Below are 12,548 nucleotides of genomic sequence, written 5' to 3'. Positions count from 1 at the left end.
GTGTAAGAAGGAAGGGGTCAGCCCCAAGCTCCTCTTACGCAGCTAGCTTTTCTTGTTATAGGGCATTGGATTGCTTTAATTTGTAGCCGAGCTGTGATGAGATTTCATGTGCAGCCTCAAGCAGATCCTCTAATATATCGTTTTCCTTTTCCTTCATTCGGTTGATGGAGCCGATTAGACTTATCGTAGCGACTACCTTTCCTTGCGCATCCATAATTGGAGCAGCCAAGCTGTATGCATTTTCCTCGATTTCCTCATTTTCAACGCCGTACCCATTTCGTACAATGAGCTGTATATGAGCAGTCAATTCTTCAACAGATGTAATGGTTTTTTCTGTTAAGGGCAGGAACGTATAGTCCTGTAAAAAGTAGTTCAGCTCACTAGCTGACATATGAGCCAGAAACACTTTGCCAGAAGCAGAGGCATGCATCGGAAGCTTGCTGCCTGCTCTGGAGCTAATAATAAAGTAGTTGTTTGGAGATTCTACTTTATCAACACAGAAGATTTGCTCCTGCTGATAGACATAGAGATGGGAGGTTTCGTTGTGAGTTGTCGTTAGCTTCATCAGATGGCTATGTCCAATTTCCTTTAGATCAAGGCTCTGTGTAACTAGATTCGCTTTAAGAATAAATTCAAGTCCTAAACGGTATTTTCCATTGTTTGGATTTTTAACAATGTAGGAATAAGCACTTAATGTGTTGATTAATCCATGAACAGTACTAATATTCAGTTTTAATTTTTCACTAATCTCTGTAAGTGACAGCTGTGTGTGCAGCGAGTCGAAACAGTTAATAATGTCTAACGCTCTTTGAACGGATTGAATCATGCGAGGATTTTTGTTATTCAATACTATAACCTCCAGCTTGAATTCCAGCATTGCGTATCATCGTTAATGTATTCCTGTAATCAAAACTAACAGGCGTCTGTCTGTCCTCTATTATAACGAATTTATTCCTATTAATCATATAAATGCAGTATACTTTTCAAAATAACATTACGATTTTTGAAAAAAAATGGGTCAATGTCACGGATTGTCGCATACACAGGAAGCTGGGCAAGTGGTCCTAGCCTAGATGGCTGCGGTACGTTCGACTATGTAGGTGGAGTGGAAAAGTTAATAAGCAAAAGTTGCTGGACAAGCATGATTAATGTTTGACAAATTGAAATGTTGTAACTATAATTGTTACAACGGTGGTGATACACATGAAGCAGATCAGTACACGCTTTTCAATCGCAATTCACACGCTCAGCCTTATCGCGGTAACGCCGAATGAATGTACAGGGGATTATATAGCAGGCAGTGTTAATACGAATCCGGTCGTGATTCGACGCATTATTGGGATGCTAAAAAAGGCTGGTTTAGTGGACGTTCGAGCGGGTGTAGGCGGAGCTACTTTACGAAAATCGCCAAGTGAAATCACATTGCTGCATATATATCGAGCTGTTCATGTGACAGCGGAAAACCAATTGTTTCGCGTGCACGAGGATTCTAATATTGCATGTATTGTTGGGCGCAATATTGAACAAGCCCTTCAGCATGAGCTGCAGGAAGCGCAGCGGGCGATGGAACAGAGGCTTGAACAGACAACACTGGAGCAGCTTCTTGAAAAATTTGTATAAAAGCTCGTCATGTATGAGCTTTTTTATATAGCCTCGTTGTAACTGGAATTGTTATAACAAGAGCGATTACAACTATATGGAGGGAATAAGAATGAAATTATTAGTAACAGGCGCTACAGGGAAATTAGGGTCAAAAGTCGTCGAAACCTTATTAAAGACAGTACCTGCAAATCAGTTAGCAGTTAGTGTGCGTAACCCAGAAAAAGCTGAAGGCTTACAAGCAAGAGGCGTCGAGATTCGTCAAGGAGATTTCGATCACCCCGAAACATTAGATGCAGCTTTTGCTGATGTAGACCGTTTGCTGTTAATCTCTGCCGATGGCGATAATGAGACACGTATCCGTCAGCATGGTCATGCAGTTGAAGCAGCCAAACGAGCTGGCGTGAAGTTTATTGCATATACGAGCCTTGCCAATGCCTCAGACAGTCAAATTTTTTTAGCACCAACTCATCGCGCGACTGAAGAAGCAATTGTAAAAACGGGAATTCCATACTCCTTTTTGCGCAACAATTGGTATTTGGAAAATGAAATTTCAAGCATTCAAGGTGTGCTTGCAGGTGCGCCATGGGTAACATCTGCTGGAAATGGCAGAGTAGGCTGGGCATTGCAACAGGACTATGCAGAGGCAGCAGCAGCGGTTCTCACTGGTGATGGTCATGACAATACGATCTATGAGCTGTCTGGGCAGCCTTTGACCCAAGAACAATTTGTAGCTGCGCTTAGTGATGTATTAGGAAGACAAGTAGCGGTTCAACAGGTAGATGATCAGGCGTATGCTGATATAATGAAGCAAGCAGGAGTTCCGGAATTCGTTGTTCCATTCCTGCTGGAGATTCAAAAAGGCATTAGAGAAGGTACGCTGGATGTGGAGAGCAACGATTTTGAAAAGCTGCTCGGTCGTCCACTCGTACCAATTCGTGAAGCAATAAGCCAGCTTGTAAGTAGCATTTCTTAAACCTGTAGCTATAGAATATAAATCAGCCCCTTATTTCACATTGTGTGAAGTAAGGGGTTTTTGCTGTGCACCGAGCATGGGCGATGCAATGGAATGTAACAGAACGAATTCAGGATACAGCGCATTAAATTGCTGTAATAGGCTGCATTATGATTGTTCGAGCTGGAAATTAGCATTAAAATGGATGAACACGCAACTAAACGTAACACCGCTGTAATGTTTAATTGATAGACGATTATTAACAGATAAACAATAATGAAATCAGGAGGTATGAAAAATATGATTGGCGATAACATAAAGCATTTGCGAATCAGGCATCAGCTTACACAAGAGCAAGTTGCGGAGCATGTTAATGTGTCCAGGCAAGCTGTAGCGAAGTGGGAAAAGGGTGAGTCCATTCCAGACATATCGAGCTGTACCGCCTTGGCAAAGCTATTCCAGGTAACACTGGATAACTTGGTGAATTTTGATGATTCAGAGCTTGGCATTGGATTGCCTCCTAAAGGCAAGCATTTTTTCGGTACTGTAAAAATGGGTGAGCGTGGACAAATCGTGATCCCTAAAAAAGCACGTGATGTATTTCGGCTGAATGCTGGCGATACGCTTATTATTGTTGGAGATGAAGAAAGAGGGCTGGCCATCGTACCCGAGGAGCAAATGTCAAACTTTTTCACGTTGGTGAAAACACCGCTTGATGATGATTCAGGTTAATAAGGAGAAATTTAATGAAAACATCCATTGAAATTAAAGAATTATCGAAGCATTATGAGACGAAACAAGCCGTCAATAACGTATCATTCACAATAGCTGATGGCGAGCTTATTGCTTTGCTTGGCATGAATGGAGCAGGTAAAACGACGCTGATTAATATGTTGTCCTGTGTCACGAGCCCTACGGGTGGAGATGCGTTGCTGCTTGGAAAAAGTATTGTTGCAGAGCCGGATCAGGTGAAAAAACTTATTGCCGTGTCGCCGCAGGAAACGGCAGTTGCTCCTAATTTAACCGTTCGTGAAAATCTGGAGCTGCTAGCTGGTCTATATGGCTTTGACAAGCGGACAATCAAGCAGAAAACAGATCGAATGATCAAGCAGTTTTCATTGAAGCCCTATGAGAAGCAAAGGAGCAAGACGTTGTCTGGAGGCTGGAAGCGGAAGTTAAGCATCGCGATGGCATTAATCAGCGATCCGAAGGTGCTGTTTTTGGATGAGCCGACATTAGGGTTAGACGTGCTTGCTAGAAGAGAGCTATGGGCAGTAATCGAAAAGCTGAAGGAAACAACAACAATCATATTAACAACGCATTATCTAGAGGAAGCGGAAAGCTTGTCTGATCGAATATGCATCATGAAGGATGGTCAGATTAAAGCTTCGGGTACTGTGACGCAATTAAAGGAGCAGGCAGGAATGACAACATTTGAGGACGCATTTGTTAAGCTGGTAAAGGATGGTGATCAGTGATGAAGGCTATCTTATTCAGCTCTCGTACCGCCAAAGAAATTGTTCGTGATCCGCTGGCGATTGTGTTTGGTGTTGGCTTCCCGGTCGTTTTACTGCTATTGCTGTCTGCGATTAATCGCAATGTTCCGAATGATCTGTTCAATATTGAGCTATTGACACCCGGTATTGCAATATTTGGGCTTTCGTTCATGTCCCTGTTTTCTGCTCAGCTTATTGCGAAGGATCGAATGAGCTCATTTCTTACAAGATTGTTTACAACACCGATGAAGGCATCGGATTATATACTTGGCTATGCTCTGCCGCTTTTGCCGATTGCACTTGCACAAGGCATCGTATGTTATGCGGTCGCGCTGTTGTTAGGGATGAAGCTTACTGTAGCGATAGTTGTTGCACTCCTTATGCTTATTCCGGCATCATTAATCTTTATCGGAGTTGGTCTTCTATGCGGAACGTTGCTAAGTGAAAAGGCTGCTTCAGCCGTATGTGGTGCACTGCTGACGAATTTGTCCGCGTGGTTGTCCGGGATTTGGTTTGACTTGAAGCTTGTTGGCGGTGCATTTGAGACGATAGCCTATAGCTTGCCATTTGTTCACGCTGTTGATATGGGGAAGGCAGCTGCAGCAGGCGAATATAGTGAAATGTTTCCGCATATTTGGTGGGTGCTTGGGTATGGTGTCGTTATTGTGATCATTGCCGTGTCATTGTTTAGAAAGAAGATGAAGGTTTAAGATTAGCTTGTTCGTGCAACATTATCTCCTATAATGGCGTTTATAATGATGAAGTGAACAGACATAATAGGAGGCATACATATGAATAAGCTAACAAAACATGCAGCAATGGTAGTAATCGCTTCAATGGTGGCATCTGGAACAGTTGTAAGTGCAGATGCAAGTGAGCAAGCAGTAGTGATATCCGCTCCGATTACTGATCAAGAGGTGATCACTGGTCCGTACAACGTGCTCGTGAATGACCAGGTGATAACAACGCCGGGTTTTTTGAATAAAGACGAACATGTTATGGTGCCACTTCGTGAAATATCAGAGGCGCTAGGCTTTAACGTGGTATGGAATCAAGCTGAGCAAACGGCAGAGGTGTCCTTGGAGGGCTCCAATATTTGGACTTTAGTCAAAACTGACGTCGACCAATACACTAACAATAGAATGCATGTTACGCTAGGTGCTTCCCCGGTTAAAATGACCAATAAGTTATATGTTCCAGCGGTATTTTTTGAAGAAATACTACACAGCCAAGTCGTAACTGCAGGCAATCAAGTGAACATATCGACAACAACAAACGAGGATGTAAAGATGGAGACTCAGCAAGGTGTCATTACGAGCATCCGTAACGATGACAAGTATAAATCCGTTCAAATTAATGGAACAGGTATTGATGGCACGATCCTGAATATCGATGAGAAAACAGTGATTAAGAATAGTGCTGGTGAGCAAGTAGATTTTAATGACCTTGCTTTAGGAATGAGAATCGAAGTGAAGCATAGCCTGGCAATGACGATGAGCTTACCGGGACAAACCTATGCCTATGAAATTACAGTGTTAGAAGCAGCTGATGAAGCGAACATGCTAGGAACTTCTGGTTTAATTGAAGAGGTTCGCGAGGATGATAAGGGCAATAAAAGTATCGTGGTTAAAGGGATGGGGATGAGTGAAGTATCCCAAGAAGAAGTCATTCTAAGAATTAGCGCCGATACGGTCATTGTAGATGTAGAAGGGAATAGCATTGACGCCAATGAATTGGTTCAGGGTGCTAAGGTGCTAGCTTATTATGGTCCGGAACTAACAAAAAGCCTGCCTCCAATCGGTCATGCATGGAAAGTTGTTTATCAGGGTGAATAATGTATTGATACAAATGGGGCTCAACGTCGCTAATGACGTTGAGCTTTTTTGTTATATTCTTAAGTCTATGTATATTGTTTTTGACTGAGGTTTCGATTCAGTATTTACTGTGTTACGATATTAACATAAATCGAAAAAAGTTGCACCTCCAATTGTTTGGCGGATAAATTCAACAAATGGAAGTGCAATTTAAATTCACTACAAAAACTTCCTCGTCGTCTTTGTACTGCTCGTAGTAAACAGTATCTTCTTCCCTTCGACTACCGTTTGCAGGTGAACCGTTTTGCCCCATAGGCTTTGCACATGCGGCAGCGTACGCTCCACGTATTTGAGATCCAGCTCATCGCCTTCAAATTGATGCTCGATATACAGCTCGCCATTGCCCAAATAATTACCGTCAACAACCTGCAAGGTAGGAAAGCCTCCATTGACCTTCGAGTATACAAGCTGGTCGCGAATGTTTTCCCACGACTTATCTGTAACCTTCCATTCAGGTCCTTTTTTCTCGAAGATATATAGATCGAGCTCATCAACAAGCTGCTTCGTTAAGTAATTGCGCAGGAAAGATTGATCCGAATCGAGCTCACGCACCTCAAACATTTTCTCCCGTCCTTTACCCGGCTTGCGTCCAAAGCGTCGCTGTTCTTCCTCTGTCGGGTTATCCCAGCGCTTCTCGATATCCTCGAAAATTTTCAAGCCTAGATAATAAGGGTTCAAGCTATGGCGAGATGGCACGACAACAGAGCTGTTCAGCTTGGCAAATTCGATTGTTTCCTCGCTCGTTAGATTCATCTCGCGAATAATCCGCTGATGCCAATACGAAGCCCAGCCTTCGTTCATGATCTTCGTCTCGATCTGAGGCCAGAAGTAGAGCATCTCATCCCGCAGCATCGTTAGAATATCGCGCTGCCAATCCTCCAGGATGGGGGAGTATTCCTCGATAAACCAAACAAGATCCTTTTCAGGGCGAGGTGGGAAGCGCTTAGCTTCTTGCAGTGCTTTCTCACGTTTTGCTCGTTCAGCCTGCTTGGCTTCCTCATCAAGCGCCCATAGCTCCTCATACGGAGAAGGTATTTCCTGCTGCAGCGGCGTACGCTCCTTCTCGCGAGTTGCCATTTCGATATATCGTTTTTTATCCATCTGATACGGCTTAATAATGGTAGGATCAACATGCTCTTGAATAGCAAGAATCGCATCGATAAATTTCTCGACGGTATCTGTACCATGAATCATTTCGTACTGATGAATACGATCTGCGGTCGCTGACATGCTCTCGACCATATCTCGGTTCGTGAGACTAAAACGCACATTGTTTTTGAAAAAGTCGCAATGCGCCAGCACGTGCGCGACAATGAGCTTATTTTGAATCAGCGAGTTGCCTTCCAGCAAAAACGCATAACATGGATTGGAATTAATAACGAGCTCGTAGATTTTGCTTAAGCCAAAGTCGTATTGCATCTTCATCTTATGAAAGGTTTTTCCGAAGCTCCAATGACTAAACCGCGTCGGCATGCCGTAAGCACCGAACGTGTAAATAATATCAGCAGGGCAGATTTCGTAGCGCATTTCATAAAAATCCAGCCCAAAGCCCTGCGCAACCTCTGTAATCTCGGCAATAGCCCGTTCCAGCTGCTTCATATCGTCTGCTGCCATAGCGAAGCCTCCTTATCCGATTATCTTACTTTTAATGTATGAGTGGATAAAGGAAGTTATGAGGTAGGGGATCAGGTTGCATATGTGGATCTTACATCATCATGCTTGTGCGAATGTGACTTGGAAATTCATTAAAAGTTTAGTATGATGGACCTTTATATGAATGCCTATACAATAGAATGCGAATCGAGGAGCGTATACGATGATAGACAATATAAAACGTTTAACGGAGTTGTTAATGGAGAAAAATCCAGAGCTGTCAGAGGAGAAGGCCATGTTGTGGGTAGAGCTATTATGGAGTGATTACGAAGCAACCTCTGCCAAGGCTGGTTATACCTTTCAGGGCGCAGATTATACCGAGAATCTAATTCGCCAATTAATAATTAGCTACGGAGATAAGCTGCATCTTTTTATTGCAAAAAATAAGAAGTATGCGGATTTGCTAAGTGATCCGATCGAGGAATAAATGAAAAAAACACTTTCAGCATGATTGGAAGATTAAATAATTGAACATAAAACAAATCAAGCATACGATCGTCAATGAATGACACTCGTATGCTTGATTTATATAACTATATGAATGCAGATTGTATATTGAAATATAAACGGTCTATGTATAGTGCATAGGCGGTGGTGGCGCTAATTTTAATTCCTCTAGCGAAGTTTCTCCTTTAAGTAAGGCTTCGTGGCGTAAAGCCAGGTAGAGCTCGGCTTTCGTAGCATTGATATACGGCGCAACGAAAATTACGCCAACAAAGCATGCGAGCGTTCCTAATAGAATCCAGCCTAAAAAGCTTAGATCCAGCACAAAAATATTGAATTTGTGTCCGCGTGTCATCTGATTGCTTAATTCCACAGCACGCTTGGAGCCTATATTCGGATTATCTGCCAAAATGAACGGGACCATGCTGTAGGCATAATACTTTATAATCCCCGGAATGATTAAAAGCAGATACCATAAGAAATTAAGCAGTCCTTTCCAAAACATTGCCTTTACAATATCCCAATACCTATTCCTGTTGAATCCATATCCTAAATGATTAAGATTAACCTCATACTCTGCAGCCCTCTTAAAGTATTTCATTGACCCGACCTCTAGCGGAAAGCCAAGAAAAATTCGAAATGCCAGAGTAACAGCAAGGATTACCAAAAAAGCAACGATAAATATACCGAGAAATACAGCAAAGAAATCTCCAAACGACTCACTACCATTGCCTGTATAGGAATTATGAGTCGAGTTATAATTATAGTTGAAAGATGGCGGACTATAACCCCCTCCAACGATCATCAGAATGATACTAACTAAAAATGCCTTCCAATACGATGTGCTTAGCACATTTTTAGCTCTTTGCTTTAGCCCTGCACGAGTCCACATACTAATCTCCTCCTTCATCCGAAACTAATTTTACAACATATGCCACATTAAATATATAGTGGAATGATCATTTAATACCTCCCTGGTTCGATATAGCTTATTTATATGAGCATTACATTTCTAGTTTGCAAGCGCTTTACTCTATGTTACTTTTATGTATACACAATGTTTCGAATAAGGAGCTGTGGCGATGAAATCCCTCAAATTCAAGTTATTGGTGACTTTTATCTTTCTTATTGTCGCGTCCTTTAGTGTTATGGCGTTCATTCTATTCAATTCCTCTAAAACGATTATTAGCAGCTATATTGAAGAATCTGCACTTGAGAAAATGCAGGAGTACGCGACCTATGTGGAGCTGCTGCAAAATCAGGTATATGATTCAGCCTCGCTTGTTTATAACAGTGATGTGCTGTACAACTGGGATCGGGTTCATCTTGATGAAAATTCGACAGGTGGAGCGAAGATGCTTGCCAATATTGAGTTGAGCGAGTATTTGACGCAGGTGACGAACAGCTACACACCACTAGCCAATATGACGGTGTATCGACTGCCCAATCTATGGATCAGTGGTGAAAATTATATGAATCGCAATGATAGCTTTACGGACGAGCCGTGGTATGTGGATATTACGACGCAGGAGCGATACTGGATCCCTTCCAGCTATGATAGGGTGGAGCTAGTTAAGGGCAATACCAACTTGATGGTTAGTATGACGATGCCGCTAGACACCTATAATCCAGCTGGTGCTGATTCACTTCTAAAGGTAAGTGTAACTGAATCTTATTTTCTGGAGCCGCTTGAACGGTTGCATCTCGGCGAAACAGGAGAGATTTACTTAATCGATCGTAACGGACAAATGCTCCTATCAGGTCAGAAGGAAACAATTGAAGCACATCGATATGCATATCTGGATGAGCTGAAGTCGGTTAAGGCAAGTGAAGGTCGCTTGTTTCGTACAAATGAAGACGGTGAAACGGAGATGATTGTTTACAAGCGATTGGCGAAGACGAAGTGGATGCTTGTCGGTATTGTAAGCGAGAAGGACCTTTACTCAGAGCTCTACAAGCTAAGAAAAACGGTATTTGTTATCGTATCGATTCTACTTCTCGTTTCCATCATTGTAACGCTTGTCTTTTCACACGGTATTCTGAAGCCGCTCAATTCGCTCGTTGCAGCGATGAGGCATATGAAGCGCGGCGATTTTAACCAAGCGGAAAATCGGATGGCACATGAAACGTCAAGCACAACGGAGATTGCCTTTGTTATCGATGTGTTCAAAAACATGATCTCTCAGCTGCGGCAATATATATCTAAGGAATACCAGCTGACGCTGCTCAAGCAAAAGGCAGAATACAAGGCACTCATTACGCAGATCAACCCACATTTTTTATTTAATACGCTCGAAATGATCAGCAGCCTGGCTCTGCAAAATCGCGGCAAGGAAACCTCAAATATGATACTCTCACTCGGACATATGATGCGTTATTCCTTAAAGATTAGCGACGAGTTTGTCTATGTGCGAGAGGAGCTGCGATACATTAATCATTATTTGGATATCATTCGTGTTCGTTATCAGAATCGTTCAACGATCGAATTAAACATAGAAGACGGTATAGCAGATCTGCGCATTATTAAATTCATCATGCAGCCTATTATTGAAAATGCTGTGCAATACAGTTCTCAGCATAGGGATCAGATTATGGTCACGATTGATCTTGCGCGCAGCGAGCATCATCTTCATATCTCGATTAGTGACAATGGACCTGGCTTTACACCAGATCAGAAATATCAATTGACCCATCAAATTATGAAGCAAATGCAAACGCAGCAATATGAGGATAAGGAGCGTCAAATCGGTCTTCATAATGTTTTACTGCGATGCTACGCCGTATATGGAGACGCCTTTTATTACGAAATTGGGACAAGTCGATTTGGCGGAGCCGAAGTAAGCTTGTATGTGCCGATAAAGGAGGACGAACAGCATGATTAAAGTGTTGCTTGTGGATGACGAGCTGGAAATTCGTAAAGGACTGCACTTGAAAGTCAACTGGCAGCAGCTCGGATTCGAAATCGCTGCTGAAGCGATACATGGAGCGGATGCGATTGAAAAGCTTGAAGAGCAGCCCTTTGATATTGTCATTACCGATATGAATATGCCAATTATGGACGGCGTTGCGCTGCTCTCCCATATACAGCAGCATTACCCATCTATTAAATCAATCGTATTAACGGGATACGATGATTTTGAATATACGAAGGCAGCAATTCGCCACCGTGCAATTGAGTATTTGCTTAAGCCTGTTATGCCGGATGAGCTGGAGCAAGTCATTCTGCAGCTGAAGGATATTATTATGAAGGAGCGCCATGAACGAATATCGTCACTTGAATCCAGCAGACGACAGCAGCGCTGGTATATGGAGATAAGAGAAAACTTTGCGCTTCATATGCTGAAGGGCGACCTGTCCCCAATTATTTTGAATAAGGCACCACTTATCGCAATGGAGGAGTGGGATTCCGATAAGATACAAGTCGTAACATTTGGATTAAAAGCTTCGCATGACTTGCTAATGACAGACGAAGCAGGAACAAGTGATGAGAGCAACAAGCAGCAGGGAGGGAATGCTGTCCATGCAGTTGCAGGCAAACCACATAGTGGGGAGCATAGTGCTGAACAGTTTCAGCTGCCATTCGAATTGATTGCACGTGAGCTGGTTGAGCATTATTCAGAGCAAGCATTAATATGCAAGGACAGCAATTACCCCAATCTGGTCTCACTCGTTTGTCGTGATGGACAAGTCCAGCGGCAGCATATGATTGAAACCATGCTACAGGAGGTTAAGCAGCATCTTGGCTTCGAACTGGTGCTTGGAATCAGTAAACAGGTTTGTGGGTTTTCACAGTGGTATCATGCGTATATGGATGCTTTGCTGCAATGGAGTCTGTCCAATAGCGAGCTGCATCAGGCAAATGTGCTGCATGGGCAAATTAGCAAGCTTGATGATGAGGTGCTGCTGCGATTGCTGCAAAAGGATGAACCGAACTCCGTGCTGCAATACATTCGCAAAATATTAACAGATGCGATTGCACGCTCTAATACAGACTTTGTAAGACAAATGTTCGAGGTGCTCATTACGCTCGAGCGTTTGCTTCAGGAACACAAAACGATAGTTGCGCCTACAGACGCGATCTGGCTTAATCCTGAACGAGTGCTTAAGCTCACGACTGTGGACAAGGCGCTTTCTTATATTCAGCGGTACTTACAGGAGCGGGAAGGCTCTAAGAAGCAGGAAAGCAGTGAAGATATATTCCATGAGGTGCTGCAATATATCGATCAGAACTACGTCTATGACATCTCACTGCCTTCACTCGCAGAAAAATTCAACTATAATACAAGCTACTTTTCAGAGCTATTCAAGGCAAAGGTCGGCAAAACCTTCGTCCAGTACTTGTCAGATGTGCGTATGAAGCAAGCTTGTCATCTGCTTGAAACAACAGATTTAGGACTAAGCGATATTGCAGAGCTGACAGGCTTTTCTAACGCGAGCTATTTTAGCTCGCGCTTTAAAAAGTGCTTTCAGATCGCACCATCTGAATATCGCTTGCAAAACAGCAATAATAGTTCAATCTAAAAAAAT

12 protein-coding genes are annotated in these 12,548 nt (G+C 42.8%); 9 read left to right on the top strand and 3 right to left on the bottom strand.

Going from position 1 to position 12,548, the window contains the following annotated elements; all coding sequences use genetic code 11:
- Positions 1-55: 55 nt before the first annotated feature.
- Positions 56-847 (bottom strand): IclR family transcriptional regulator, encoded by a 792-nt coding sequence (locus ACFP56_RS18485; protein WP_379237343.1) that lies wholly within the window; start codon positions 845-847, stop codon positions 56-58.
- Positions 848-1,203: 356 nt separating this feature from the next.
- On the opposite strand from ACFP56_RS18485, the gene ACFP56_RS18480 reads away from it, so the two are divergent.
- From ACFP56_RS18480 to ACFP56_RS18455, 6 genes are all read left to right on the top strand, one after another.
- Positions 1,204-1,620 carry an Rrf2 family transcriptional regulator gene (locus tag ACFP56_RS18480; RefSeq protein ID WP_379237341.1) on the top strand — a complete coding sequence of 139 codons (417 nt, stop codon included), beginning with the start codon at positions 1,204-1,206 and terminating at the stop codon, positions 1,618-1,620.
- 91 nt (positions 1,621-1,711) lie between these two features.
- Positions 1,712-2,575: an SDR family oxidoreductase gene (locus tag ACFP56_RS18475; RefSeq protein ID WP_379237339.1), complete on the top strand. Its 864-nt coding sequence runs from the start codon at positions 1,712-1,714 to the stop codon at positions 2,573-2,575.
- Positions 2,576-2,845: 270 nt separating this feature from the next.
- The gene (locus tag ACFP56_RS18470; protein ID WP_379237337.1) at positions 2,846-3,286 is read left to right on the top strand and encodes a helix-turn-helix domain-containing protein; all 441 of its coding nucleotides are present in this window, start codon (positions 2,846-2,848) and stop codon (positions 3,284-3,286) included.
- Between the two features lie 14 nt (positions 3,287-3,300).
- Positions 3,301-4,032 (top strand): ABC transporter ATP-binding protein, encoded by a 732-nt coding sequence (locus ACFP56_RS18465; RefSeq protein ID WP_379237335.1) that lies wholly within the window; start codon positions 3,301-3,303, stop codon positions 4,030-4,032.
- Positions 4,032-4,760: an ABC transporter permease gene (locus tag ACFP56_RS18460; protein WP_379237778.1), complete on the top strand. Its 729-nt coding sequence runs from the start codon at positions 4,032-4,034 to the stop codon at positions 4,758-4,760. Before ACFP56_RS18465 ends, ACFP56_RS18460 begins: the two co-directional genes overlap by 1 nt.
- An 81-nt stretch (positions 4,761-4,841) precedes the next feature.
- A complete protein-coding gene (locus ACFP56_RS18455) occupies positions 4,842-5,885 on the top strand; it encodes a stalk domain-containing protein (protein ID WP_379237333.1) in 1,044 nt (347 codons plus the stop codon).
- 198 nt (positions 5,886-6,083) lie between these two features.
- Here ACFP56_RS18455 and ACFP56_RS18450 read toward each other — a convergent pair whose 3' ends face one another.
- Positions 6,084-7,538: a SpoVR family protein gene (locus ACFP56_RS18450; RefSeq protein ID WP_379237331.1), complete on the bottom strand. Its 1,455-nt coding sequence runs from the start codon at positions 7,536-7,538 to the stop codon at positions 6,084-6,086.
- A gap of 202 nt (positions 7,539-7,740) precedes the next feature.
- Between ACFP56_RS18450 and ACFP56_RS18445 the strand changes: the two genes are divergently transcribed.
- On the top strand, positions 7,741-8,004 hold the full coding sequence (locus ACFP56_RS18445) for a YfhJ family protein (RefSeq protein WP_379237329.1): 264 nt from the start codon (positions 7,741-7,743) through the stop codon (positions 8,002-8,004).
- Between the two features lie 144 nt (positions 8,005-8,148).
- On the opposite strand, the gene ACFP56_RS18440 is transcribed toward ACFP56_RS18445, so the two are convergent.
- On the bottom strand, positions 8,149-8,913 hold the full coding sequence (locus ACFP56_RS18440; RefSeq protein ID WP_379237327.1) for a DUF975 family protein: 765 nt from the start codon (positions 8,911-8,913) through the stop codon (positions 8,149-8,151).
- 190 nt (positions 8,914-9,103) lie between these two features.
- On the opposite strand from ACFP56_RS18440, the gene ACFP56_RS18435 reads away from it, so the two are divergent.
- Both ACFP56_RS18435 and ACFP56_RS18430 read left to right on the top strand, forming a co-directional pair.
- Entirely contained in the window at positions 9,104-10,903 is a 1,800-nt protein-coding gene (locus tag ACFP56_RS18435) for a sensor histidine kinase (RefSeq protein WP_379237325.1), read from the top strand.
- Positions 10,896-12,542, top strand: a complete 1,647-nt coding sequence (locus tag ACFP56_RS18430; RefSeq protein ID WP_379237323.1) for a response regulator — start codon at positions 10,896-10,898, stop codon at positions 12,540-12,542. The genes ACFP56_RS18435 and ACFP56_RS18430 overlap by 8 nt, the downstream gene beginning before the upstream one ends.
- Positions 12,543-12,548 lie beyond the last annotated feature (6 nt).

Source organism: Paenibacillus septentrionalis (assembly GCF_042659865.1).
GTDB lineage: Bacteria > Bacillota > Bacilli > Paenibacillales > Paenibacillaceae > Pristimantibacillus > Pristimantibacillus septentrionalis.
The sequence above is the reverse complement of the archived record's forward strand: the minus strand, read 5'-3'. Positions and strand labels throughout refer to the sequence as shown.

Bases quoted from the DNA above. Each gene is read 5' to 3' on its own strand.
- ACFP56_RS18450 (WP_379237331.1), bottom strand. From the start codon at position 7,538: ATGGCAGCAGACGATATGAAGCAGCTGGAACGGGCTATTGCCGAGATT.
- ACFP56_RS18440 (WP_379237327.1), bottom strand. From the start codon at position 8,913: ATGTGGACTCGTGCAGGGCTAAAGCAAAGAGCTAAAAATGTGCTAAGC.
- ACFP56_RS18465 (WP_379237335.1), top strand. From the start codon at position 3,301: ATGAAAACATCCATTGAAATTAAAGAATTATCGAAGCATTATGAGACG.
- ACFP56_RS18460 (WP_379237778.1), top strand. From the start codon at position 4,032: ATGAAGGCTATCTTATTCAGCTCTCGTACCGCCAAAGAAATTGTTCGT.
- ACFP56_RS18435 (WP_379237325.1), top strand. From the start codon at position 9,104: ATGAAATCCCTCAAATTCAAGTTATTGGTGACTTTTATCTTTCTTATT.
- ACFP56_RS18480 (WP_379237341.1), top strand. From the start codon at position 1,204: ATGAAGCAGATCAGTACACGCTTTTCAATCGCAATTCACACGCTCAGC.
- ACFP56_RS18455 (WP_379237333.1), top strand. From the start codon at position 4,842: ATGAATAAGCTAACAAAACATGCAGCAATGGTAGTAATCGCTTCAATG.
- ACFP56_RS18470 (WP_379237337.1), top strand. From the start codon at position 2,846: ATGAAAAATATGATTGGCGATAACATAAAGCATTTGCGAATCAGGCAT.
- ACFP56_RS18445 (WP_379237329.1), top strand. From the start codon at position 7,741: ATGATAGACAATATAAAACGTTTAACGGAGTTGTTAATGGAGAAAAAT.
- ACFP56_RS18475 (WP_379237339.1), top strand. From the start codon at position 1,712: ATGAAATTATTAGTAACAGGCGCTACAGGGAAATTAGGGTCAAAAGTC.
- ACFP56_RS18430 (WP_379237323.1), top strand. From the start codon at position 10,896: ATGATTAAAGTGTTGCTTGTGGATGACGAGCTGGAAATTCGTAAAGGA.